The 24,394-nt window shown below is 61.8% G+C and carries 17 protein-coding genes and 1 pseudogene; 14 read left to right on the top strand and 4 right to left on the bottom strand.

Annotation, left to right across the window (positions count from 1 at the left end; translation table 11 throughout):
• Window positions 1-233 precede the first annotated feature (233 nt).
• Window positions 234-2,327 (top strand): molybdopterin-containing oxidoreductase family protein, encoded by a 2,094-nt coding sequence (locus tag N4T19_RS18610; protein WP_260718749.1) that lies wholly within the window; start codon window positions 234-236, stop codon window positions 2,325-2,327.
• Window positions 2,324-3,433 (top strand): M14 family metallopeptidase, encoded by a 1,110-nt coding sequence (locus N4T19_RS18615; protein ID WP_182344784.1) that lies wholly within the window; start codon window positions 2,324-2,326, stop codon window positions 3,431-3,433. The genes N4T19_RS18610 and N4T19_RS18615 overlap by 4 nt, the downstream gene beginning before the upstream one ends.
• Here N4T19_RS18615 and N4T19_RS18620 read toward each other — a convergent pair.
• Window positions 3,414-3,998: a hypothetical protein gene (locus N4T19_RS18620; protein ID WP_260718750.1), complete on the bottom strand. Its 585-nt coding sequence runs from the start codon at window positions 3,996-3,998 to the stop codon at window positions 3,414-3,416. The two genes, N4T19_RS18615 and N4T19_RS18620, sit on opposite strands and share 20 nt — an antisense overlap.
• A 126-nt stretch (window positions 3,999-4,124) precedes the next feature.
• Here N4T19_RS18620 and N4T19_RS18625 point away from each other — a divergent pair, with 126 nt between their 5' ends.
• The gene (locus N4T19_RS18625) at window positions 4,125-5,390 is read left to right on the top strand and encodes a class I SAM-dependent methyltransferase (RefSeq protein ID WP_182344786.1); all 1,266 of its coding nucleotides are present in this window, start codon (window positions 4,125-4,127) and stop codon (window positions 5,388-5,390) included.
• Between the two features lie 10 nt (window positions 5,391-5,400).
• Window positions 5,401-5,736: a DUF1840 domain-containing protein gene (locus N4T19_RS18630; protein WP_116926167.1), complete on the top strand. Its 336-nt coding sequence runs from the start codon at window positions 5,401-5,403 to the stop codon at window positions 5,734-5,736.
• Between the two features lie 75 nt (window positions 5,737-5,811).
• Here N4T19_RS18630 and N4T19_RS18635 read toward each other — a convergent pair whose 3' ends face one another.
• The 3 genes from N4T19_RS18635 to N4T19_RS18645 all read right to left on the bottom strand — a co-directional run bounded on the left by N4T19_RS18635 (window position 5,812) and on the right by N4T19_RS18645 (window position 11,431).
• A complete protein-coding gene (locus N4T19_RS18635) occupies window positions 5,812-6,789 on the bottom strand; it encodes a tripartite tricarboxylate transporter substrate-binding protein (RefSeq protein WP_409935211.1) in 978 nt (325 codons plus the stop codon).
• 344 nt (window positions 6,790-7,133) lie between these two features.
• Window positions 7,134-8,018, bottom strand: coding sequence for a response regulator transcription factor (locus N4T19_RS18640; protein ID WP_116926169.1), 885 nt, complete (start codon window positions 8,016-8,018; stop codon window positions 7,134-7,136).
• A gap of 2 nt (window positions 8,019-8,020) precedes the next feature.
• A complete protein-coding gene (locus N4T19_RS18645) occupies window positions 8,021-11,431 on the bottom strand; it encodes a hybrid sensor histidine kinase/response regulator (RefSeq protein ID WP_182344787.1) in 3,411 nt (1,136 codons plus the stop codon).
• A gap of 329 nt (window positions 11,432-11,760) precedes the next feature.
• Between N4T19_RS18645 and urtA the strand changes: the two genes are divergently transcribed.
• The 10 genes and pseudogenes from urtA to N4T19_RS18695 all read left to right on the top strand — a co-directional run bounded on the left by urtA (window position 11,761) and on the right by N4T19_RS18695 (window position 24,376).
• The gene (urtA, locus tag N4T19_RS18650) at window positions 11,761-13,008 is read left to right on the top strand and encodes an urea ABC transporter substrate-binding protein (protein WP_021028658.1); all 1,248 of its coding nucleotides are present in this window, start codon (window positions 11,761-11,763) and stop codon (window positions 13,006-13,008) included.
• A gap of 80 nt (window positions 13,009-13,088) precedes the next feature.
• Entirely contained in the window at window positions 13,089-14,003 is a 915-nt protein-coding gene (gene urtB, locus N4T19_RS18655) for an urea ABC transporter permease subunit UrtB (protein ID WP_260718751.1), read from the top strand.
• A 23-nt stretch (window positions 14,004-14,026) separates the two neighbouring features.
• Complete coding sequence (gene urtC / locus N4T19_RS18660; protein WP_116926213.1) at window positions 14,027-15,220, top strand: urea ABC transporter permease subunit UrtC; 1,194 nt, start codon at window positions 14,027-14,029, stop codon at window positions 15,218-15,220.
• Between the two features lie 14 nt (window positions 15,221-15,234).
• Window positions 15,235-15,978, top strand: a complete 744-nt coding sequence (gene urtD / locus N4T19_RS18665; protein ID WP_021028661.1) for an urea ABC transporter ATP-binding protein UrtD — start codon at window positions 15,235-15,237, stop codon at window positions 15,976-15,978.
• A gap of 10 nt (window positions 15,979-15,988) precedes the next feature.
• Complete coding sequence (gene urtE, locus N4T19_RS18670; protein WP_116926172.1) at window positions 15,989-16,678, top strand: urea ABC transporter ATP-binding subunit UrtE; 690 nt, start codon at window positions 15,989-15,991, stop codon at window positions 16,676-16,678.
• 62 nt (window positions 16,679-16,740) lie between these two features.
• Window positions 16,741-17,964, top strand: coding sequence for a formamidase (gene fmdA, locus N4T19_RS18675; protein ID WP_182344789.1), 1,224 nt, complete (start codon window positions 16,741-16,743; stop codon window positions 17,962-17,964).
• Window positions 17,965-18,026: 62 nt separating this feature from the next.
• On the top strand, window positions 18,027-18,395 hold the full coding sequence (locus N4T19_RS18680) for an FmdB family zinc ribbon protein (RefSeq protein ID WP_260718752.1): 369 nt from the start codon (window positions 18,027-18,029) through the stop codon (window positions 18,393-18,395).
• Window positions 18,396-18,486: 91 nt separating this feature from the next.
• Window positions 18,487-19,605, top strand: a complete 1,119-nt coding sequence (locus tag N4T19_RS18685; protein ID WP_260718753.1) for a Fic family protein — start codon at window positions 18,487-18,489, stop codon at window positions 19,603-19,605.
• Window positions 19,606-19,615: 10 nt separating this feature from the next.
• Window positions 19,616-19,699, top strand: a pseudogene (locus N4T19_RS18690) (ABC transporter ATP-binding protein); the annotation flags it as partial.
• 1,038 nt (window positions 19,700-20,737) lie between these two features.
• Window positions 20,738-24,376, top strand: coding sequence for a DUF6531 domain-containing protein (locus tag N4T19_RS18695; RefSeq protein WP_260718754.1), 3,639 nt, complete (start codon window positions 20,738-20,740; stop codon window positions 24,374-24,376).
• Window positions 24,377-24,394 lie beyond the last annotated feature (18 nt).

Below are 24,394 nucleotides of genomic sequence, written 5' to 3' on the forward strand. Positions count from 1 at the left end.
CTGTCTGGCGGCGCCTGGGGGGCCAAGGTGTTGGCGGGCGGCGTGCCAAGCCCTCTATGGTGCAGCAAAGCCGGGCGCCCCTGCGCTGAAATGTCTTGGGAATAACCCTGGGCCTGGGCCTGGGCCCCGCTCAAAAACGTGCTGCACGCGACCCCAGCCCCTGCCATCTGGCGCTACCATGTGCAGCACAACTCTCCCCCCGATTTTGCGCCCTTCTGGGCGCCGCCACTGCCATGACCACTTCCGCTGCCACCACTACCGTTTTGGGGGCCTGCCCCCATGACTGCCCCGACACCTGCTCGCTGGTCACCACGGTGGTCGATGGCGTGGCCACCAAGGTCAGCGGCAACCCCGCGCATGGGCATACCGGCGGCGTGCTCTGCGCCAAGGTGAGCAAATACACCGAGCGCAGCTACCATGCCGACCGGGTGCTGCAGCCGATGAAGCGGGTGGGGCCCAAGGGCAGCGGCCAGTTCCAGCCGGTGGGCTGGGACGAGGCGCTGGCCGATATCAGCGAACGGCTGCACCGCATTGCGCAAACCGATCCGCAGGCCATCCTGCCCTACAGCTATGCCGGCACCATGGGCCTGGTGCAGGGCGAGAGCATGGACCGGCGCTTTTTCCACCAGCTGGGCGCCTCGCTGCTGGACCGCACCATCTGCGCCAGCGCGGGGTCCGAGGCCTTGCTGCACACCTATGGCGGCAAGCTGGGCATGCGGGTGCAGTTCTTTGCCGAGAGCCGGCTGATCCTGATTTGGGGCAGCAACAGCATTGGCAGCAACCTGCATTTCTGGCGCTATGCGATGGAGGCCAAGCGCCATGGCGCCAAGCTGGTCTGCATCGATCCGCGCAAGAGCGAGACCGCCGACAAATGCCATGAGCACCTGCAGCTGCTGCCCGGCACCGACGCGGCGCTGGCGCTGGCACTGATGCATGAGCTGATCACCCACGACTGGCTGGACCACGACTACATCGCCCAGCACACGCTGGGCTGGGATGCGCTGAAGGAGCGTGCCTTGCAGTGGCCACCCGAGCGTGCCGCCCAGGTCTGCGGCATTGATGCCGCGCAGATCCGCAGCCTGGCGCGCGACTACGGCACGACCGAGCTGGCGGCCATTCGCCTCAACTACGGCATGCAGCGCACGCGCGGCGGCGGCAATGCCGTGCGCGCGGTCGCCTGCCTGCCAGCGCTCGTGGGCGCCTGGCGCCACCGCGCAGGCGGCCTGCTGCTGTCGAGCTCCTCGTCAGCCCCGGCACGCCGGGGGGCGCTGCAGATGCCGGCGCTCTTGGGCGCGCGCCAGCCCCGCACCATCAACATGAGCACGATTGGCGATGCGTTGCTCAAGCCCGCCAGTGCTGAGTTCGGCCCGCAGATTGCAGCGCTCCTCTGCTACAACAGCAACCCGGTAGCCGTCGCCCCCGATTCGGCCAAGGTGGTCCAGGGCTTTGCGCGTGAGGACCTGTTCACCGTGGTGCTGGAGCACTTCATGACCGACACGGCCGACTATGCCGACTATGTGCTGCCCGCCACCAGCCAGCTCGAGCACTGGGACATCCACACCAGCTACGGCCACACCGATGTGCTGCTCAACCGCCCGGCCATTGCGCCGCTGGGCCAGGCGCGCAGCAATGCCCAGATCTTCCGCGACCTGGCAGCCCAAATGGCGCGCTACGACAGCGCCTTTGCCGCGCCGCATTTTGCCGACAGCGACGAGGAGCTGTGCCGCCAGGCGGTCGATCCCACGCGCATCCCGTTCGAGCAGCTGCTGGACCAGGGCTTTGTCGCGCAGGACCTGCCCGACGCCCCTTTTGCCGAGGGCGGCTTTGCGACGCCCTCGGGCAAGTGCGAGTTCCACAGCGCGGCGCTGGAGGCCATGGGCATCAACCCCTTGCCCGACTACCTGCCCAACCATGAGCTGCCCACGGCCAGCCACCCGCTGGCGATGATCTCGCCGCCGGCGCGCAATTTTCTCAACTCCACCTTCGTCAACGTGCGCCAGCTGCGCAGTGCCGAAGTGCGCCCGATGCTGGAGATGCACCCCAGCGATGCGCAAAGCCGAGAGATTGCCGATGGCGATCTGGTGCGCGTGTTCAACGACCGGGGCGAGCATGTCTGCCATGCCAGCATCAACGGCCGCGCCCGGCCCGGCGTCGTGGTGGGGCTGGGCATCTGGTGGCGCAAGGATGGGCCCAATGGCACCAACGTCAATGAGCTGACCCACCAGCAACTGACCGATATCGGACGCGCACCGTCCTTTTATGACTGTGCGGTGCAGGTCGAGCGCATGGTCAATGCCGACATCAGCCATGAAGGAATCGCCGCATGAGCGCCGTAGAACAAGCCTTTTCAGCCAGCTATGCTGCAGCACGCCAGCAGTTTCTCGAGGCTGCCGCCTCGGCCGGAATGGCGCTGCAGTCTCAGTCCCATCCGTTGACCGGGGTAGAGGGCGAAGCGCTGGCCATGGATGTGGCCCGCGATGGCCCGGCCGATGCCGACCAGCTGCTGATCCTCAGCAGTGCCTGCCATGGCATCGAAGGCTATTGCGGCAGCGGCGTGCAGGTCTATGCGCTGCGCGATGCCGAGTGGCTGGACAAGGCGCGCAGTGCCGGCGTGGCCGTGCTCTATGTGCATGCGCTCAATCCCCATGGCTTTTCCTACGGCCGGCGTGTGACGCAGGAGAACGTCGACCTGAACCGCAACTTTGTCGATTTCTCCCAGCCGCTGCCGGGCAACCCGGCCTATGACCAGCTGCACGACGTGATCGTGCCGGCCCAGTGGCCGCCCACGGCCCAGGTGCAGCAGGCGATGCAGGACTTTATCGACGCACATGGCCTCAAGGCCTGGCAGGCCGCTGTGGCCCAGGGCCAGTACCGCCATCCGCAGGGCGTGTTCTTTGGCGGCCAGGCCCCCACCTGGAGCAACCAGACCCTGCGCCAGGTGCTGCGCCAGCACGGCCAAGCGGCACGCCAGATTGCCTGGATCGATGTGCACACCGGCCTGGGCCCTAATGGCTATGGCGAGCGTATCTTTACCGGCCCGCCCGGCGATGCGGTCATGCTGGCGCGGGCGCGCCGCTGGTGGGATGGCGCCGGCGCCACGCCAGTTACCTCGATCGATGACGGCAGCTCCTCGTCGCCGCCGCTGACCGGCTTGCTGTGGAACAGCGTGGCGCAGGAATGCCCGCAGGCGGCCTTTACCGGCATGGCCCTGGAGTACGGCGTGCTGCCGGTGCATGCCACCTTGGATGCCTTGCGTGCCGACCACTGGCTGCACCAGCACCCCGAGGCGCCGGCAGACCAGCAAGCCGCTATCCACCAGCAGATGCGCGAAGCGTTCTACGACGAGAGCGTGGCCTGGAAGGGGCAGATCATCAGCCAGGCGCGGCAGGCGCTGTTCCAGACCGTCGATGGGCTCAGCCGCGAGGCGCGCTGATCTCCAGCTGAGCGTCCTGCACCGCGACCTGCTGGCAGCCCCAGTGGTGCAGGCATTCGCGCAGCAAGACCAACAGCGCCGCCTGCGCCGGCGCCAGCTGCAGGCCGCTGCGGCTGCCGCCCATCATCTGGTGGGCATAGCGGTTGAACAGCTGCTCGATGGCGTCGGTCGTCTGCAGGGCAGCTTGCGGATCGGGCAGCTGCGCCGCGAGGGCTGCCATGTCCGGCGCGCGGCACAGCAAAGCCAGCTGGGGCCCCGGCGCTGGCCAGCTGCGGGTCAGCGGCATGATCTGGTCCTCGACCAGCTCAATCACCTGCTCCACCTGGCCGGCGCCCACGGGTGGGCGGCTCAGGTACTGTGTTGCCAATTGGCCATAGCCCAGTGGCAGATCGTGTCGGATAGGTGACGCGTTTTGCGGCGCCAGGCGCCAGACATGGCAGGCATCCGGGTCGGCTTGCAGCACCACCCATTCCTGGTCTGGAAAGCGCGCTTGCAGCGCGGCCAAACCCTGCAAAATCGCGGGGTTTGAAGGGATGGTCGGGTCGGAGGGCAGGGATGTGGACATGGTCGCTGGGCAATGCTAAGCGCGCTTGATCGGCGCTGCTCGCTGTATCTTTTATACATATGCTGTCAGTAGGTGTGTCAGACAAATGCCATTGACGGCGCGAAGCGGCGCCACACAATAAGTGCCATGAATATCCTGCAGTCCAAGCTCGAAGAGAAGCTGGCGGGTTTGCCAGTGTCGGTTGCCATCTCCATGCCCCAGGGCGGATGGATCGGTCCACCGGACCAGGCGCAAGTGCGTATCCGCTGCCACAATGCGGCGGCGCTGGCCTCGCTGGCGGCGGGCGATGTGGGGGTGGTCGGCGCGGCCATCGTCGAGGGCCATGTCGAGATCGAAGGCACGATGCGCGATGCCATGGCCGCAGCGGTGGCCTTGATGCCCGCCGACCCGGTGGCCGCGCGCTCGACCTGGTGGAGCCGGCTGCTGGCGCGCTCCCGCTCGGCAGCGCTCCATACCTTGACCAAGGATTCCGAGCAGATCCAGTTCCACTACGACGTCTCGGACGACTTCTACGGCCTGTGGCTGGACCCGCGCCGCGTCTACTCCTGCGCCTACTATGCCGAGCCCGGCTACAGCCTGGCGCAGGCGCAGGAGGCCAAGCTCGATCTGATCTGCCGCAAGCTGCGGCTGCAGCCCGGCGAACGTTTTCTGGATGTGGGCGCCGGCTGGGGCGGTCTGCTCTTGTGGGCAGCCGAGCACTACGGCATCGAGGGCACGGGCATCACCTTGTCGAAGAACCAGCATGCCTATGTCAACCGGCTGATCGAACAAAAAGGCCTGCAGGGCCGGGTCCGGATGCTGCTGACCGACTACCGCCAACTGCAGGTGGACCAGCCCTTTGACAAGATCGCTTCGGTGGGCATGTTCGAGCATGTGGGCCGCGCGCATATGCAGGAGTACTTCAGCGTGCTCAAGCGCCTGATCAAGCCCGGCGGTTTGCTGATGAACCACGGCATCACCGCTGGCGGCACCGACAACGAACAGCTGGGCGCGGGCATGGGCGATTTCATCGAGAAATACATCTTCCCTGGCGGCGAGCTGATCCATGTCAGCGCCGTGCTCGAAGAGATGGCCCATGCCGGCTGGGAGATGGTGGACACCGACAACCTGCGCCCCCATTACGCCAAGACCTTGTGGGCCTGGTCCGATGCGCTGGAGGCGCAGCTCGATGAGGCGCTGGCCATCCTCTCGCACAAGGGCAACCCCGCGCAGGCGGCCAAGACCTTGCGCGCCTACCGCCTCTACCTGGCCGGTTGCGCCACCGGTTTTGAGCACAGCTGGGTGGCGCTGCACCAGATGCTGGCTGTCATGCCCGATAGATCGATGACGACAGGGACCATGCCTGGTGCACAATCACAATACCCGTTCACCCGGGACTATATGTATCGATAAGGAGCGCACCGTGCTATTCAAATTCAAATCGCAGGCCACTGCAGACATGATCATGCTCGAGCCCGATGCCCGCAAGGTGCTGCAGATCATCGGCAAGGACGCCTCGCCACGCGGCATCATCACCACCGACCAGATTCCGCAGGCCATTGCGGCGCTGCAGGCCGCCGTGGCGGCTGAAGACGAGCGCGCGCAGGCGGCCAAAACCCAGGATCTGGACCAGGACCCCGAAGACGCCGATGGCCAGGATGTGAAGGCAAGCGTCGGCCTCAAGCAGCGGGCGGTGCCCTTTATCGAGATGCTGCGCCGCAGCGCGGCTGAGCAGGCCGATGTGGTCTGGGGCGGTTGATACGCACAGTAGCAACGCGCCGCGTCCAACGAAAAAAAGACTGCCGAGGCAGTCTTTTTGCATGGAGGCTGAAGATCAGTCGGCGAAGGTGCCAGCAGCCTTGATGATAGGCGTCCACTTGGCGATCTCGGCCTGCACAAAGGCCTTGTGGCCTTCGGGTGTGATGCGCTGGTCGGTAGCGACCACGGCGCTCAGGTTCTCGGACTTCTTGATGAACTCGGGGTCCTTCAGGGCCACCTTCAGCGCGTCGTTGACCTTCTTCAGGATGTCGGCCGGCGTGCCCTTGGGCGCGTACAGGCCGTGCCAGATCGTCACTTCAAAGCCCTTGAGGCCTTCTTCCTGCAAGGTCGGCAGGTCCTTGAGCGATGGCGTGGTCAGGCGCTTGGAAGTCGTCACCGCATAGGCCTTGACCTTCTTGCCCTCGATCTGGCCGGTGGTGTTGGTGGTCTGGTCGCACAGCACATCGACCTGGTTTCCCATCAGGTCGGCAATGGCCGGTGCGGCGCCCTTGTACGGCACGGCGGTCAGCGGGATCTTCAAGGTGCTTTGCAGCAGCAGGCCGCACAGGTGCGAGGCAGAACCGATACCGGCATTGGCCAGGTTGACCTTGTCCTTTTCCTTGTTCAGGTAGGCGGCCAGTTCCTTGTAGTTGTTCGGCGCCAGGGTGGGCTTGCCGATCAGCGTCATCGGCACGTCGTTGATGATGCCCAGGTATTCGAAGTCCTTGGTCACATCGAAGGACAGCTTGCGGTAGAGGATGGGGGCCGTGGCCACGCCGATGTGGTTGAGCAGCAGGGTGTAGCCGTCTGGTTTGGCACGTGCGGCCTTGGCCATGCCGATGGTGCTGCCTGCGCCGTCGGCATTGTCGATGACCACGGTCACGCCATTGAGGGGCTTGCGCAGCGCCTCGGCCAGGTCGCGTGCCACGCGGTCGGTCGGGCCGCCAGCGGTGAACGGCACGACGATGGTGATGGGCTTGTTGGGGTAGGAGGCGTCAGCATAGGCGCCGGTGGCGGTAGCGGCCGCCAGGGCCAGTGCAGTCCATTGCATCATCTTGTTCATAACGGCTTGTCTCTCTTGAGGGGAAAAAGACTGCCATCCTAACGAGAACAGACTGGGGTTTTTTCTAAGGTAAACCCTTGTTTTTCCTGAGTGTTTCGAGTTTTTGACAAAGGTTTTTTTTGCGAACTTAAAGCCAAATGGCCGCCCGGCTCAACCACGGTTTGTGATAGATGCTATCAATATTGATAGTTGAAATGTCGTAAGCCTTGGGCGAAATGTCGTGCGACCAGAGGCAGTGATGGACATTTATTTGCGCTGGCGCAAGCCGTTTGGCCCGCAACCAGGGGCTTCCAAGCCAAGCAATATCCGTAGCCTTCCTATGGCTTTCACCCCGCTTACGCGCTCAGCGACCCGCTGACGATGGCTGCCGCCGCCGCGCGGGTCTCCACGCCCAGCTTTTCAAACACATGCTCCAGGTGCTTGTTGACGGTGCGCGGGCTCATGCCCAGGATCTGCGCAATGTCGCGGTTGGTCTTGCCCTTGGCCAGCCAGCCCAGTACCTCCGTCTCGCGCGGCGTCAGCGCTGCATCCTGCAGGCGCTGGGTGCTGGCGCGCAGGCCCTCATGGCCCAGGCGCAGCACCAGCATGCGCTCGCCAATGCCCACCTCGCCCACCGACTGGGCCAGCAGGCTGCCGCTGCCCAGCGGGTGCTGGGCGGCGGTTTCCCAGGCTGACTGCAACCAGGCCGTTGCCGCTGCCGCGCTGGCGCCAAAGGCCTGTTCCAGCCACAGCGCTGCTTGCGGCGAGCGCCAGGCCAGGCGCCCCTGGCGGTCGAGCACCACCACGCCCATGCCGGCCACATCGACCGCGGCCTGGGCCATGCGGCCCACATGGGCGTTGTGCATATGGCGGGCCAGGCGCGCGAGCACCTCGGGCAGCTTTAGCGGTTTGACGACATAGTCCACGCCGCCGCAGGCAAAGCCTTCGACGATATGGTCGGTCTCCGACAGCCCGGTCATGAAAATGACCGGCACATGGGCCCAGGCCGGGTGGGCCTTGATCTTGCGGCACAGCGAAAAGCCGCTCTCGCCGGGCATCACGCAGTCGAGCAGTACGGCGTCCGGCGTGGCGATCTCCAGGCGCTCCAGCGCCTCGGCTGCATTGCGGGCGACCAGCACGGTGTAGTCCTGCTGACTGAGCGCGTCGCAGAGAAATCCCAGGGTCTCGACGGCATCGTCCACGACGAGAACAACACCGGCATGGGGCGTGAAAGTGGGCATGGTCAGTGGTCCGCAGGCCCTGCAGGCCCGAGGCTCTCCAGAATGAGGGGAAAGTCAAAACGCTGGGCAGCGGCATCGAGGGCCTGCAGCGTGCCGCGCGATTGGGGGTGGCTGGCCTGGGCGTCCGCCAGCAGTTTGCGCAGGCCGGCGCCATCGCCAAAGCGCGCCAGGCGCGTGATGTCCGACTGCAGATCCGGCGGCAGGGGCGGCTCCTGCGGCGCCGGTGGCGGCGCTGCGGGGGCCGTGGTCGCAGAGCCAGCCGAGCCAGCCGAGCCAGCGGCCATGTCTTCTATCCATTCGAGCTTCAGCAGCCAGGCCAGCGTGTCCATCAGCTCGGACTCCAACACCGGTTTGCCGACAAAGGCCTGGCAGCCGGCGCGCTCGAGCTGCTCGGGCTGGTTCTCGAACAGGTCGGCCGAGACAATGACGATGGGCAGGTGCATGGCGCTGTACTGCTGGCGCACCAGCGCAGCGGTCTGCCAGCCGCTCAGGTCGTCCATGCTCAGGTCCAGCAACAGGGCGTCGGGTGGCGTGTCGCGGATGACCTCCAGGCATTCCTGGCCGCTGGCCGCCTCCAGCACGGTAAAGCCCAGCGGGATCAGCACGCCGGCGATCAGCTGGCGGTGGATGGGCTGGTCATCGACCAGCAGCAGGGTTCTGCGCGGGCCCAGGTAGCCGCCGATAAAGGGGCGGGCCTGGGGCTGGCCGGCCAGTGCGCGCGGCGGGTTGTGCACCTCGCTCAGGTACAGGCGCACCGAGAACGTGCTGCCCTGGCCGGGCGTGCTTTGCAGGCTCAGCTCCCCGCCCATCAGCAAGGTCAGCATGCGGGTGATGGTCAGGCCCAGGCCGGTGCCGGTGCTGGCGGCGCGGCGCCCGGCACTGCCCCGCTCAAAGGGCATGAAGATGCGCTCATGGTCCTGCGGCGCGATGCCGATGCCCGTGTCGCGGATGTCAAAGCGCACCACATCGCTGTGGCAGTCCACCTGCAGGCGGATGCTGCCACTGTCGGTAAAGCGGATGGCATTGCCCAGCAGGTTGATCAGAATCTGGCGCAGGCGCTTGGCATCCGCCCGCACCCAGGCGGGAATGCGGCCTTGCGTCTGCAGCTCGAACTGCAGGCCCTTGGCCTGGGCCTGCGGCCGCACCATGCGGTTGACCGCTTCGAGAAACTCGGGGAACTGCAGCGGCGCCGGGTCCAGCCGCAGGCGCCCGGCCTCGATGCGTGCCAGGTCCAGCAACTCGTCGATCAGCGAATGCATGTGCTGGCCGCTGTGCAGCATGGTGCTGATGTTTTCGTGCGCGGGGCCGGGCAGGTCGCTGCGCCGCAGCAGCAGCTGGGCATAGCCCAGGATGCTGGTCAGCGGCGTGCGCAGCTCATGGGCCATGCCGGCCACATAGCGTGACTTGGCCTGGTTGGCCGCCTCGGCATGCTCCTTGGCGGCCTGCAGCTGGGCATCGGTGCGCTGGTGGGCCTCGATCTCCTGCATCAGCATCTGCGTCTGGCGCTCGGACTCCTCGCGCGCCATGCGCCGGCTGTCCTTGGCCAGCACCAGCCACCAGGCGTAGAGCGCGCACAGCAGCGCCAGCAGCGAGAACGCGCGCACAAAGGCCCAGCGCAAATCCGTCTGCCCGGGCGAGAGGCTTTGCTGCATATAGACCACGAACAAGGCCAGCGCCATGGGGCTGGTCAGCAGCAGCACCGTGCCCGCATAGGACGCGAGCCGAAAGTTGATGCTGCGCTGGATGCGCTGGGGCAGCAGGCTCTCGTAGAGGCTGCGCCACTGCACCTGGGCCCGCGCCGTGCTGGGCTTGCAGCGGTCGTGGCAGCGCGAATCGAGCGAGCAGCACAGCGAGCAGATCGGCGCGCCATAGGCGGGGCAGCCGGCCATGTCGGCGCGCTCGAACTGGTTCTGGCAGACAGCGCACTGCAGCTGCGCAGCCTCGAATTGCTCGGGCTGGCGGGCGATATACCAGCGCCCGCCGGTGGCCCAGGCCAGCAGCGGCGATACCAAAAGCGCAATGGCCAGCGCAATATAGGGCGCAAAGGCGCTGGCCAGCTCGCCCAGCAGGCCACTATAGGCAATGCCGGCGGCCAGCGCGGCAATGCCCATGGCGCCCAGGCCGACCGGGTTGAGGTCGTGCAGGTAGGCGCGGCGGAACTCGGTGCCCGTCGGGCTCAGGCCCAGCGGCTTGTTGATGACCAGATCGGCCACCAGCGCGCCAACCCAGGCGACTGCGATATTGCTGTAGATGCCCAGCACCTTCTCCAGCGCACTGAACACGCCCAGGGTCATGATCAGCATCGCAATCATCACGTTGAAGACCAGCCACACGACGCGGCCGGGGTGGCTGCGGGTGAGGCGCGAGAACACATTCGACCAGGCGAGCGACCCGGCATAGGCATTGGTCACATTGATCTTGATCTGCGCCATGATGACGAAGACCAGCGTAATCCAGAGGGCGACGCCCGGGTCCTGCACGATCTTGCCAAAGGCGGTGAGGTAGAGGTGGGTGGGGTCCGAGGCCTCGGCCACGGTCGAGCCAAACTGCAGCGCCACATAGGCCAGGTAGGCGCCGCCCAACATGCGCGCCGCACCCAGCAGAATCCAGCCGGGCCCGCCCATCAGCACACAAAACCACCAGCGGCCCCGGTTGGAGGCCGTCTTGCGCGGCATGAAGCGCAGGTAATCGACCTGCTCGCCCACCTGCACGATCAGCGCGAAGATCACCGTGCTGGCCGAGCCGAAATACAGCCAGTTGAAATCGGCGCTGCCCGAGGTCAGGCCCGACAGGCCCGGCAGCTCCTGCACAAACTGCGGCTGCTGGAAGGCCAGCCACAGGTAGGGGGTCAGCAGCATCACGGCCCACAGCGGCTGGGTCCAGGCCTGCAGCTTGGAGATGAAGGTGACGCCATAGAGCACCATCGGGATCACCACCAGCGCGCACAGCACATAGCAGACCACCAGCGGCCAGCCCAGCGCCATCTGCACCGCCAGCGCCATGATGGCCGCCTCCAGCGCAAAGAAGATAAAGGTGAAGGTGGCGTAGACCAGCGAGGTGATGGTCGAGCCCAGGTAGCCAAAGCCCGCGCCCCGGGTGAGCAGGTCCATGTCCAGCCCATAGCGCGCCGCGCAGACCGAGATGGGCCAGGCTGTCAGAAAAATGACGATGCCCATCACCGCAATGGCCCAGGCGGCGCTGCTAAAGCCATAGGCCAAGGTGATGGTCGCGCCAATCGCCTCCAGCGCCAGAAAGGACAGCCCGCCCATCGCCGTGTTCAGCAGCTGCCACTCGCTCCAGCGCCGGGCCTTTTGCGGCGTATAGCGCAGTGCGTAGTCCTCCATGGTCTCGTCGGCCACCCAGGCGTTGTATTCGCGGCGGATCGGGAAGATCTTTTGGGACGGTTTGGTCATCACAGGCAGCGCACAGGCGCTGGGGGCAAGGGATCCGCAGACCAAGCAATATTCAGGCCACGGCAAGGCTGGTGCGGCCGGCGAGGTGTGGCCGGCGAGGTGTGGCCGGCCAAGTGCAGCCGGCCAGGTGTGGTCGCCGAGACGTGGCCGGTGAGGTGCGGCCGGTGAGGTGCACCCCAAGGTGCGTTGGGCGAGCAAGCTTAGCCTGCGGTGGCTACGCAGGTGCTACGTCAAATGACGTATGGGTGTTTGGCGGCCGCACTTTTAGAGTGGCTACAGGTTTCAACCCGTTACCAGTTCAGCCCGCTGAACCACTTGAGGAGAAAAGCATGTCTCAGGATTTCCATCAGTCGCTTCGCCGCCGCCGTCTCTTGCAAGGCCTGGGTGCCATCAGCGTGGCGGGTCTGCCCATGCTGGCCCGCGCCCAGACCCCGCCGACCGCCCAGGTCAACACCACCAAGCTGGCGGTGACCGATACCGAGGTGGTGGTCGGGCAGCTGCACTCGTCGACTGGCACGATGGCGATCTCCGAGACCGGCTCCATCCAGGCCGAACAACTGGCCATTGACCAGATCAACGCGATGGGCGGTGTGCTGGGCCGCAAGATCCGCGTGATCAAGGAAGACGGCGCCTCCGACTGGCCCACCTTTGCTGAAAAGGCCAAGAAGCTGCTGATCAGCGACCATGTGGCCACCGTGTTTGGCTGCTGGACCTCGGCCTCGCGCAAGGCCGTGCTGCCGGTCTTCGAGAAGGAAAACGGCCTGCTCTACTACCCCACGTTCTACGAAGGCCTGGAGCAGAGCAAGAACGTCATCTACACCGGCCAGGAAGCGACCCAGCAGATTCTGTACAGCCTCGACTGGGCCAAGAAGGAAAAGAACGCCTCCAAGGTGTTCCTGGTGGGCTCGGACTACATCTGGCCACGTACCTCGATGAAGATTGCGCGCAAGCACATCGAGACCTTCCAGAAGGGCAAAGTGGTGGGCGAAGAGTACTACCCGCTCAGCAACACCAACTTCAACTCGCTGATCAACAAGATCAAGGTGGCCAAGCCCGATCTGATCTTTGCCGCTGTCGTGGGTGGCTCCAACGTGGCCTTCTACAAGCAGCTCAAGGCCGCAGGCATCACCGGTGACAAGCAGTTCCTGGTGACCCTGTCGGTGACCGAGGACGAAATGCTGGGCATTGGCGGCGAGAACTTTGCCGGCTTCTACTCGAGCATGAAGTACTTCCAGACGCTGGACAACCCCAACAACAAGAAGTTTGTCGAGGCCTTCAAGGCCAAGTACGGCCCCAAGTCGGTCATCGGCGATGTGACCCAGGCCGGTTACCTGGGCCCCTGGTTGTGGAAGGCCGCTGTCGAGAAGGCCGGCAGCTTCGATGTCGACAAGGTCGTGGCCGCCTCGCCGGGCATCGAGCTCAACACTGCCCCGGAAGGCTACGTGAAGATCGACGCCAACCACCACCTCTGGAGCAAGTCGCGCATTGCGCAGGGCCTGCCGGACGGGACCTTCAAGGTGGTGTCCGAGTCGCCCGAGTTGATCAAACCTGATCCGTTCCCTAAAGGCTACCAATAACGCGGCCCCTCCGGCGCGGGCCATAGGCAAACACCCTCTGGCCCGCGCTGCCGCCGACCACCACCCGACAAGAGAGCGCCATGACTTTTTCTGAAATGATGAATATCGGGCTGATGCAGGGCTTTGCGGGCCTCAGCCTGTTTGCGGTACTGCTGCTGATGGGCCTGGGCCTGGCGATTATTTTTGGCCAGATGGGTGTCATCAACATGGCGCATGGCGAGTTCATGACCATTGGCGCCTACACCGTGTTCATGGCCTCCACCTTGGTGGAAGCCCATGCCCCGGCCTGGACGCCCTACTACTTCCCCTTGTCGATCGTGGCGGCCTTTGTGTTTGCGTTTGTGCTGGGCTGGCTGGCCGAGTGGGCGTTGATACGGCACCTGTACAAGCGCCCGCTCGATACCCTGCTGGCCACCTGGGGCCTGAGCCTGGGGCTGCAGCAGGTGTTCCGCACGGTGATCGGCCCCAAAGAGGTGAGCCCCACCCTGCCTGACTGGCTGATGGGTTCCTGGTCGCCCAGTGAGGGGCTGGACATTCCGATCAACGGCATGTTTGTGCTGGCGCTGGCGCTGCTGGTCACAGCCGGCGTGCTGATCGCGCTCTACCGCAGCCGCTGGGGCCTGCGGGTGCGCGCCACGGTCAGCAACCGCGTGATGGCCAACGCCATCGGCATCAATACCAAGAAGACCGACCGCCTCACCTTTGCCATTGGCTGCGGGGTGGCGGGCATTGCCGGGGCGGCCTTCACCACCATCGGCTCGACCGGGCCCACCTCCGGCTCGCTCTACATCGTGGATTCGTTCCTGGTCGTCACCTTTGGCGGCGCTGCCAGTCTGCTGGGCACTGTGGCATCGGCCTTTGGCATTGCCCAGGTGCAGTCGATCACGGAGTTCTTCCTGAGTGGCTCCATGGCCAAGGTGCTGACCTTGTCCTTCATCGTCGTGGTCTTGATGCTGCGGCCCCAAGGTCTGTTTGCCAGCAAGGTGCGCCGCTAAAGCCGGTGCAAAGGATGACAACCATGAAAGATATGCGTGTGTGGCTGGAGCGAACCGGCCTGGGCCATGTGGCCATCCTGGCCGTCGTGCTGCTGGCGCTGCTGCCGCTGGGGCTGGACATCTTCCGCCTGAACCTGGTGGGCAAGTACCTGTGCTACGCCTTTGTGGCCGTGGGCCTGGTGATGCTCTGGGGCTGGGGCGGTGTGCTGAGCCTGGGGCAGGGCGTGTTCTTTGGCTTGGGCGGCTACGCGATGGCCATGTTCCTCAAGCTCGAAGCCTCGGACAAGGTCAGCACCGCGATCCAGTCCACGCCGGGCATCCCCGACTTCATGGACTGGAACCAGCTCACCGCGCTGCCGCTGTGGTGGACGCCGTTCGAGTACCTGCCGTTTGCGTTGTTTGCGGTGGTGGCAGTGCCCGCACTGCTGGCCTTCATCATCGGCTTTGCGATGTTCCGCCGCCGCGTGGGCGATGTCTACTTTGCCATCATCACCCAGGCGGTGGCGCTGATCCTGACGGTGCTGATCATCGGCCAGCAGGGCTACACCGGCGGGGTCAACGGCATGACCGATCTGCGCACCATGCTGGGCTGGGACATCCGCACCGACAGCGCCAAGTACATCCTCTACTACGTCTGCTGCGGCCTGCTGCTGCTGTCGGTGGTGGCCTGCCTCTGGATCCAGAAAAGCAAGCTGGGCACCTTGCTGCTGGCGATGCGCGACAAGGAAGACCGCGTGCGCTTCTCGGGCTACGACGTGTCGATGTTCAAGGTCTTTGTGTTCTGCCTGGCCGCTGCGATATCGGGCATTGGCGGCGCGATGTTTGCGCTGCAGGTGGGCTTTATGTCGCCATCGATCGTCGGCATTGTGCCCTCCATCGAGATGGTGATCTTTGCCGCCGTCGGTGGCCGCATGAGCCTGGTGGGGGCCGTCTACGGCGCGCTGCTGGTCAACTTTGGCAAGACCTATTTCTCCGAGACCTTCCCGGATCTGTGGATGTTCTGCATGGCGGGCCTGTTCATCGTCGTGACCATGTTCTTCCCCAATGGTCTGGCGGGCCTGTATGCCAGCAAGGTCAAGCCGCTGCTGGCCCGGCGCGCAGCCAAACCCGCCAGTACACCCAGCCACGGCGCCGCCCCTGCCAGCACCAAGCCCGCAACCACCAGCAGCAAAGCGCAGGAGCCCGTCGCCGGCAAGCCTGCGGCCGAAGGCGTCTGAACCAGGAGCATGCAATGAGCAATACCGATTTCGCACTGGCGGTGGAGGGTTTGACGGTCTCCTTTGACGGCTTCAAGGCCATCGAGGACCTGACCCTCTATGTCGACAAGAACGAGCTGCGCGTGATCATCGGCCCCAACGGCGCGGGCAAGACCACCTTGCTCGACCTGATCTGCGGCAAGACCAAGGCCAGCAGCGGCAGCATCAAGTTCCAGAACCAGGAGCTGACGGGCATGGACGAGTACCTGCGTGTGCGCAAGGGCATAGGCCGCAAGTTCCAGACGCCCTCGATCTACGAGAACCTCTCGGTCTTCAAGAACCTGGAGGTGTCCTACCCTGAGGGACGCTCGGTGTTTGGCGCGCTGCGCTTTCAGTGCACGCCCGCTGTGCAGCAGCGCGTGCAGGCGGTGGCCCAGGAGATTGGCCTGGACCATGTGCTGGAGATGGAATCGGGCCTGCTGTCGCACGGGCAAAAGCAGTGGCTGGAGATTGGCATGCTGCTGATGCAGGAGCCCGAGCTGCTGATGCTGGACGAACCGATTGCCGGCATGAGCGCGCGCGAGCGCGAGTTGACGGCCGATCTGCTCAAGCGGATCTGCGTGGGCCGCTCGGTGATCGTGATCGAGCACGACATGGAGTTTGTGGCCCGCATTGCGCACAAGGTCACCGTCATGCACCAGGGCAAGATTCTGGCCGAGGGCTCGATGGAGGCCGTGCAGTCCGACCCCAAAGTCATCGATGTCTACCTGGGCCACTGAGGAGCCGCATATGCTGAAAGTCAACGATATCCACGTGGCCTACGGACAGAGCGAGGCGCTGCACGGCATCTCCTTCGAAGGCCGGCCCAACGAAACCCTGGCCATCATGGGCCGCAACGGCATGGGCAAGACCACCTTGTTCAAGGCGCTGATGGGTGTGCTGCCGCTCAAGAGCGGGGCGGTGCAGGTGGCGGGGCAGGATGTGTCGCGCGACGAGAGCTATCTGCGCGTGGCCAAGGGCATTGCCTATGTGCCCCAGGGCCGCATGATTTTCCCGACCCTGAGCGTCGAGGAGAACATCGAGACCGGTCTGGAAAATTCCCGCGACCGCAAGATCCCCGACGAGATCTATGCACTCTTCCCGGTGCTGTGGGATATGCGCCGGCGCAAGGGCGGCAACCTCTCGGGCGGGCAGCAGCAGCAGCTGGCCATTGCGCGTGCGCTGGTCACCAACCCCAAGGTGCTGCTGCTCGACGAGCCCACCGAGGGCATCCAGCCGTCCATCATCAAGGACATCGCCAAGGCGCTCAATGAGATCCGCAAGATGCGCGAGATCACCATCGTGGTCTCCGAGCAGGTGCTGCATTTTGCGATGGATGTGGCCGACCGTCTGTTCGTGATCGAGGGCGGCCGCATCGTGCACGAGACCGACCGCGCCAACACCAACGAGGCCCACATCAAGTCGTACCTGTCGGTTTGACACCGCTTGCGCGGGCCGCCCGCGCGTTTCTTGTTCCATTGACTGCATCACAGGAGTTGCACATGCCCGAAACCCTGATCAAGGTTGATCTGTCCCAACCGGCCCCTTCCAACGAGAAGGTGCACAACCGCTGGCACCCCGATATTCCGATGGCCTGCTGGGTCAACCCCGGCGATGACTTTGTGCTGGAGACCTACGACTGGACGGGGGGCTTCATTAAGAACAACGACAGCGCCGACGATGTGCGCGATGTGGACCTGACCACGGTGCACTACCTCTCGGGCCCGGTCGGTGTCAAAGGAGCCGAGCCCGGTGACCTCTTGGTCGTGGACCTGCTCGACATCGGTGCCAAGGACGAGAGCCAGTGGGGCTTCAACGGCTTTTTCTCGCAGAAGAACGGCGGCGGGTTCCTGACCGACCACTTCCCGTCGGCGCAGAAGTCGATCTGGGATTTCCAGGGCATGTTCACCACCTCGCGCCATATCCCTGGCGTGCGCTATGCCGGTTTGATCCACCCGGGCCTGATCGGCACCTTGCCCGACCCCAAGATGCTCGAGACCTGGAATGCGCGCGAGCAGGCGCTGATCGACACCAACCCGGACGGCAACCTGGCCAACCCGCCCTTCATGGCGACGGCGCACATGGGTCAGCTCAAGGGCGAGGCGCGCGACAAGGCCGCTGCCACCGGTGCGCGCACCGTGCCCCCGCGCGAGCATGGCGGCAACTGCGATATCAAGGACCTCTCGCGCGGCTCCAAGATCTTCTTCCCGGTCTATGTCGATGGCGCCGGCCTGTCGGTGGGCGATCTGCACTTCAGCCAGGGCGATGGCGAAATCACCTTCTGCGGCGCGATCGAGATGGCCGGCTGGGTGCACATGAAGGTCTCCATCATCAAGGGCGGCATGGCCAAGTACGGCATCAAGAATCCCATCTTCAAGCCCAGCCCCATCGTGCCGACCTACAACGACTATGTGATCTTTGAAGGCATCAGCGTCGACGAATCGGGCAAGCAGTACTACCTGGATGTGAACGTGGCCTACAAGCAGGCCTGTCTCAACGCCATCGAGTACCTGAAGAAGTTTGGTTACTCGGGCGCGCAGGCCTATTCCATCCTCGGCACCGCCCCCGTGCAGGGCCATATCAGCGGCGTGGTGGACGTGCCCAATGCCTGCGCCACCCTGTGGCTGCCCACGCAGATCTTTGAGTTCGACATCAACCCCAATGCCGCCGGCCCGGTCAAGTACCTGGATGGCAGCATCGATATGCCGATCTCGTACGACAAGTAAGACGCTGGCTTGCGCGGGCCGCTGTGCCGGCCCGCTTTTATCTTTGAGTGCAGGAGACTTCGATGCCAACTTATGACTACGTCTGCCAGCGCTGCGGCCAATTCGACGCGCTGCGCCGCCTGTCCGACCGCAACCTGGCCTGCGTCTGCCCGCAATGTGGCGCGGCCTCCGAGCGCGTCATCACCCAGGCCCCGCGCCTGGCCTGCACCTCCCCCCAGCAGCGCCGCGCCGCCGAGGTCAACGAACGCGCCCGCCATGCGCCGCGCATGTCGCGTGATAATGACCCTGCTGCGGGCAACTATGGGCGGCTGCGGCATCCCAGTGGGTGTGGGTGTTGCAGTGGGGGCGCCAAAGCCGGTAGCGCTGCGGCCTCGGCGCAGCCGGCGCTGAAAAGCCAAGTGGGGAACCGGCCTTGGATGATCAGCCACTGAGGGGCTGGGATCAGAGATGCGTCAGCGCACAGCCAGGCCAGTTTTGGAGACGCCATAGACATTTGCGGCGTTTAGGCCTATTATTCACCGCATGTTTAGCGGTGAATATATCTGGAAATCCCCGCACTGGCCTCAGTGGCAGTTCGATAGCGATGCCCTGGCTGCTCCGCTGGCGCAGGTCAGCCAGGCACAAGGCATGCTGCTGGGCCGCTTGGCGGATGTCGGCATGGGCCTGCGGGACCAGGCGAGCCTGGCTGCGCTGACGCAGGATGTGCTCAAGACCTCCGAGATCGAAGGGGAGTCGCTCAATGTGGCATCCGTGCGCTCTTCCATCGCCCGGCGGTTGGGGCTGGATATTGGGGCGCTTGCACCGGTAGACCGCCATGTGGAAGGGGTGGTGGAGATGGTGCTCGACGCGACGGCAAACCACCAGCAAGCCGTCACCGAGCAGCGCATCTATGGCTGGCATGCCGCCTTGTTCCCGACCGGCTATTCGGGCATGAGCAAGATAGCGGTGGGCACGTGGCGCGATGACGCAGCGGGCCCTATGCAGGTAGTATCCGGCCCGATCGGCCGCCAGAAAGTGCATTACGAAGCGCCTCCGGCGCCCCAAGTACCAGCGGAGATGGCCAAGCTGCTGGCCTGGATCAATGACCCGGCGCCTTCCACCCTTCCGGCATTGCTCAAATCCGGTTTGGGCCATCTGTGGTTTGTGACCATCCACCCATTTGATGACGGCAATGGTCGTATGGCGCGGGCCATTGGTGATCTGCTGTTGGCGCGTGCGGATGGCAGTGCGCAACGCTTTTACAGCCTGTCTGCCCAGATACAGCGGGAGCGCAAGGCCTATTACGAGGTGTTGGAGCGCACGCAAAAAGGCGGCATGGATGTGACGCCATGGCTGCTGTGGTTTTTGCAGACCTTACACCAGGCGGTCCTGCAAGCGAACGAGGGCTTGGAGGTCGTCCTGTACAAGGCGCAGTTTTGGCGCCATTGGGCGATGACGCCGATGAATGAGCGCCATATCAAGGTGCTGAACCGCTTGCTCGATGGCTTTGACGGAAAGCTCACCACCGGAAAATGGGCGGCCATTGCCAAGTGTTCCAGCGACACGGCACTGCGGGATATCAACGAGCTGTTGGCGCTGGGGGTATTGGACAAAGAGGCGGCTGGTGGGCGTAGCACAAGCTATTTGCTGAGCGCGGTGTAGCGCCATCACGCTGCTCCCGGTGCTGTGGGACATGCGCCGACGCAAGGGCGGCAGTCTCTCGGGCGGGCAGCAGCAGCTGGCGATTGCCCGCGCCGCAGCGCCAGCCCGCTTTTATCTGCAGGAGAGACCCATCTATGCCCACCTATGACTATGCCTGCCAGCAATGCGGTGAGTTCGACTAGCTGCGTCGCCTGTCTGACCGCAACCTAGCCTGCGCCTGCCCGCACTGCGGCGCCGCCGCCGAGCGCGTCATCACCCAGGCCCCGCGCCTGGCCTGCACATCGCCGCAGCAGCGTCGCACCGCCGAGGTCAACGAACGCGGCCGCGATGCGCCGCGCATGTCGCGTGACAACGACCCTGCTGCGGGCAACTATGGGCGGCCGCGGCATCCCAGTGGGTGTGGTTGTTGCAGTGGGGGGCGCTAAAGGCAGTAGCGCTGCGGCTGCGGCGCAGCCGGAGCTCAAAAGCCAGGTGGGGAACCGGCATTGGATGATCAGCCATTGAACACTTTTACTGGGCTAATCGCAAACAGGGGGCGATATACGCGGAGCGATACATCAACGAATCAAGTTTTTTGTAACCCATTTTTTCTGGAGGCAGAACTGAGCTACTGAGGTGCCCAATGCCACTTAGCAATGCACTTACAGCTGCAAACCAATTTGTAACTTTATTCTGATAGTTTATCTGAATAACTATATTGAATATTGCGCAATATGGTTGCTGTCACAGGGCGCTGCGGGGCGCATTGCGTGGTGAGCAAGATGACTTATTGTCAATATGAAGTTATCAAGTTGGATAAAAAAATTCTATATTATTTTGATTAATTGATGTGGCACCTAAATTTGCATTGAGTTGCAGTTTTTCTAATTCATTCGTGCGGTGAAATAAATGAAAATTCAAGAAATGTTTGTTTGCGTTTACTTCGATGCGTGTCGCGTGGGAGCGCACTCCCGCTTGCAACTTAAGTCCATAGCTGTCTCGTAGACGGACATCAATCTGACACTTCTCCTAAGTAAATAGTGGTTAACGATTGCTAGAGACTGATAGTTTTTGGCAAAAATCGAACTGCTTCTTTACACCAAACACGAGTGCGCCAACCGTATATCCCACTCCCAAGCGAGTGGGAGTGGTTATGGTCTTGGCTGCCTCAAGAGGAGAAACTATGTCAGGGATATTTGATCGGGGCTCTCAAAGGATAATTAAAAAAACACCTGGGTATCGCCAAAAAAAAGTTGGTCACTCAGTCATTTATGCTGCAGCATTAATGGTTGTTCAGGGCGCCTATGCCCAATCGGACGAATCAAGCCTTCCTAGTATTCCTGATTTTTTCGAAGAAAAAGCTGCATCATTAGGTGGGTCTGTATCGCACTCTCCCAATGAGATGATAAGTACTTTTACCGGGAAATTAAGTTATACAGTTACCGACTTGGTAATTCCTGGAAATGGTGGAATGGATCTTGCCATCCAACGTAGCTATAATAGTATCGATGATCCCTTCGCCACTACTTCCACATGGGCTGACTTTGAATACAGCCCTGTTGGGCTGGGATGGACCATGCATATGGGGCGCGTGCTGCGAGGGTCCAATAAAGCTTTGTGTTCTTCTTCATGGACAGTCGCTTCGGCCAATCCCGTATTCGAAAAGTCAGATGGAAGCCGGCAAATATTCTACGAGCAAGCGTTTGATGGCGATTTAACTTGGATGACCAAAGATTTTTGGCGTGCCAAGTGTATTGAGGGCGTTTTTATTGTCCAGTCTCCTGATGGTCATAGCTTTCGGATGACTAAAAAAGGGAATTCATTTGGGGCAGTGAGCAGCAAGCAAACGGCTTACTATCCTGAAAGAATCACCGATAGAAATGGCAACTGGTTCAACATCAGTTATCAATTTCTGGACAATGGCGTCATGGCAATGACCAAGGTCGCAACAAGTGACGGGCGTGGCTTGGATTTTAATTATGTCGATTCCAAGCTTTCAAAGGTGGTTGATGCGGGCAACTCGCGTGAGTGGGAATACACCGTCACTCCAGGCGCAGGGTCTCGCAATTACTTAACAGCCGTAAAAAGACCAGATGGTCATTCCTGGAATTACAGCTATGAAGCCACTCCTGGTGTGGGATCACTCAGCAAGGTGGGTTATCCGAGTGGTGGGACTATTGACTATCGCTACGGTCATGTTGACTTCTTGGCTGGGACACCGCGTAGTCGCCAAAGCACTGTAGTGGTAGGGAAAACTGCCAATGCTGGCCCAGAAGAGAGTCAGTCCGGAAATTGGAATTACGTTTATGGAGTCGCTACTAACGAGCTGCCCGTGAGTCGTGTTGGCAACTCAATAACACATTCGTACAGCATGCCTCCGGATGACAGAAGTCAGGTTAATATTACCCAGATTACAGATCCAGCTGGAAAAGTTGTAGAACATTATCATGCAGGCTACCACTCTGTACGTCAGGCTCCCACATCTGTTGGTATCTACCTTGGGCGTACCAGTGACCATGAAAACGTATTACTGGCCTATCAGGACTTTATAATTTCTAGTCAAATAGATGTTGTAGCCCAAAACTATACAAGCAACAGCTTCAATCCGGTTGCGCGCGTTCCCCGGATTGAGAACTACAATCGTATTGGTGAGCGCTTTACGCTAACGAATTCTGATTTCGATGGTTATGGAAATGCGCGTAAGGTGGTAGAGATGGCGACAAATGTCGCAGACCGGACTTATATCCGAGAAACCGCACTGAAACACCATGTTGATACGGATAAGTGGATAATAAATCGCGTTGCAAGTGCTGTTGTGGTCAGTGAGGGGGAGCAGCATGAAACCAAACGCCAGTTTGATGCGAATGGGAATGTGGTGTTGGAGAGTATCGCTGGGGTCGTGAGCTCAGCAACATACCATCCAACAGGCGATATCGCGACTAAGGTTAATGCGCTAGGGCAGGTAGAAAGCTTTTCTGATTATCACCGGGGTATTCCCAGAAAAGAAACATATGCTGATGGCTCCACTGTCGGTAGATCTGTCAATGATGCTGGTAATGTAATTGCTGAAACAGATGCCCGTGGAAATATCACAAGGTTCACACACGATTTGCTGAATCGTGTCACTTCGGTTGCAAAGCCAAGTGGGGCAGTAATATCCGTGGCTTGGACTCCAAATACCCGTGTTGTGGAAAGAGGTGATATGACTGAGGCCACCTCCTTCGATGGGTTCGGTCGTACCCTCCGTCGGGAGGCAAGTGCTCCAGGACAGGTACCTGTCTGGGTTAACTACAGTCACAACGTGATGGGTGAGCTCATCCATCAATCCTATCCCAACAGTACGATGGGGACGGGCTATGTCTACGATGGGTTAAGCAGGGTTGTCGCTACTCTCAATGGTAATCCGGTAGGCACGACAAATGCCCAACATATCAACTACACCAGCTATGGCAATCTATATGTGGTGAACCAAGATTCCACGGGGCGTGCATCGATCGACTATTACAGGGCTTACTCTGATCCTGATAAGCGTGAACGAGTTAGGCTCGCGTCAGGTGAAACGGTAAATGGAAGTTTGTTCGCGCTTGCCGATGTGCGCCAGACCAGGAATATTCTTGGGCAGCTAACGACGGTGAGCATGGATGGGAAAACCCGCGGCTATGGTTATGACATTCGATATTTCCTGACTTCAAAAACTGATCCTGAAATAGGCACAACAACTTTTGAGAGGGATGCTATTGGGAACCTGATAAGCCAGAGGATCGGAGCAGGCCCAGCAACCATATACGCTTACGACAGTCGCAATCGGCTGACAGATATCAGCTATCCCAGCTCGGAAGATGCGGCGGTGCCAAATGCCCCTGCAGTGAAGAATACCTATGATGCCAACGGCAATCTGGTTGTCTCACTAAGCGGCGATATTTCGCGCAGCTTCAGCTATGACGAAAACAACAAGATCACCAAAGAAAGCCTGAGCGTCGGTGCAAGCACCCAAACATTGGGTTATGCCTACGACAGCAATGAAGCGCTGGCGTCTATCACCTACCCATCAGGCAATCAGGTCAGCTACGAGCCTGATGCATTTGGGCGAGCACGTGCAGTACTGCCTTATATACATAGTGTGGACTACCACCCGAATGGAATGCCCAGCCAAATCAGCTATGCCAATGGCGTGGTCTCCACTATGGGCATCAATAGCCGGCAGTGGCCCTCAGATTTGACATATGGCCAAGGCTCCAGCCGATTTGTGAATAGCACCTATGTCTATGATCCCGTAGGGAACATGGTCAACATCAACGAACTGGCCGATGGCGTGTACGCAAGGGCATTCGCATACGACAAGCTGGACCGCCTTATCACGGAGGCAACGACCACAGTTAACCGTCAGTACGGGTACGACAGGACCGGCAATCTAACGTATTTGCGTACACCTACGGGTCTCAACACCTACACCTACGACACTGCAACAGGACTGCTCACAGGGGTAGCAGGTGGTTTCTCTCGAAGCTTTGAATACGACCAGGCGGGTAATGTGAGTGCCAACGGATACAACACCTTTGGTCACGATCGTGCCAACAACCTGCGCTGCACCGATTGTGGGACCGCAGTGCAAAAGCTGCATGACTACGACGGCTCCAACATGCGGGCTCAGACTGTAGCTGCGCAGGGCACCACCCAGTATTTGCATGACTCGCAAGGCCTGCTCATGCAGACCATGGATTCGAGTCTGCGCAAAGAGCTTATCTATCTGGGGCGGCGCCAAGTGGCGGAACGCAGCATCGAGTTGAACTAAACCACCAAGGATCTACGC

It is taken from the genome of Comamonas squillarum (assembly GCF_025309455.1).
GTDB lineage: Bacteria > Pseudomonadota > Gammaproteobacteria > Burkholderiales > Burkholderiaceae_C > Comamonas > Comamonas squillarum.

Excerpts from the sequence above, each read along its gene's own strand:
- N4T19_RS18610 (WP_260718749.1), top strand. The coding sequence starts at position 234 with ATGACCACTTCCGCTGCCACCACTACCGTTTTGGGGGCCTGCCCCCAT.
- N4T19_RS18625 (WP_182344786.1), top strand. The coding sequence starts at position 4,125 with ATGAATATCCTGCAGTCCAAGCTCGAAGAGAAGCTGGCGGGTTTGCCA.
- N4T19_RS18635 (WP_409935211.1), bottom strand. The coding sequence starts at position 6,789 with ATGATGCAATGGACTGCACTGGCCCTGGCGGCCGCTACCGCCACCGGC.
- N4T19_RS18615 (WP_182344784.1), top strand. The coding sequence starts at position 2,324 with ATGAGCGCCGTAGAACAAGCCTTTTCAGCCAGCTATGCTGCAGCACGC.
- N4T19_RS18645 (WP_182344787.1), bottom strand. The coding sequence starts at position 11,431 with ATGACCAAACCGTCCCAAAAGATCTTCCCGATCCGCCGCGAATACAAC.
- urtA (WP_021028658.1), top strand. The coding sequence starts at position 11,761 with ATGTCTCAGGATTTCCATCAGTCGCTTCGCCGCCGCCGTCTCTTGCAA.
- N4T19_RS18685 (WP_260718753.1), top strand. The coding sequence starts at position 18,487 with ATGTTTAGCGGTGAATATATCTGGAAATCCCCGCACTGGCCTCAGTGG.
- urtC (WP_116926213.1), top strand. The coding sequence starts at position 14,027 with ATGAAAGATATGCGTGTGTGGCTGGAGCGAACCGGCCTGGGCCATGTG.
- urtE (WP_116926172.1), top strand. The coding sequence starts at position 15,989 with ATGCTGAAAGTCAACGATATCCACGTGGCCTACGGACAGAGCGAGGCG.
- urtD (WP_021028661.1), top strand. The coding sequence starts at position 15,235 with ATGAGCAATACCGATTTCGCACTGGCGGTGGAGGGTTTGACGGTCTCC.
- N4T19_RS18640 (WP_116926169.1), bottom strand. The coding sequence starts at position 8,018 with ATGCCCACTTTCACGCCCCATGCCGGTGTTGTTCTCGTCGTGGACGAT.
- N4T19_RS18680 (WP_260718752.1), top strand. The coding sequence starts at position 18,027 with ATGCCAACTTATGACTACGTCTGCCAGCGCTGCGGCCAATTCGACGCG.
- N4T19_RS18695 (WP_260718754.1), top strand. The coding sequence starts at position 20,738 with ATGGTCTTGGCTGCCTCAAGAGGAGAAACTATGTCAGGGATATTTGAT.
- fmdA (WP_182344789.1), top strand. The coding sequence starts at position 16,741 with ATGCCCGAAACCCTGATCAAGGTTGATCTGTCCCAACCGGCCCCTTCC.
- urtB (WP_260718751.1), top strand. The coding sequence starts at position 13,089 with ATGACTTTTTCTGAAATGATGAATATCGGGCTGATGCAGGGCTTTGCG.
- N4T19_RS18620 (WP_260718750.1), bottom strand. The coding sequence starts at position 3,998 with ATGTCCACATCCCTGCCCTCCGACCCGACCATCCCTTCAAACCCCGCG.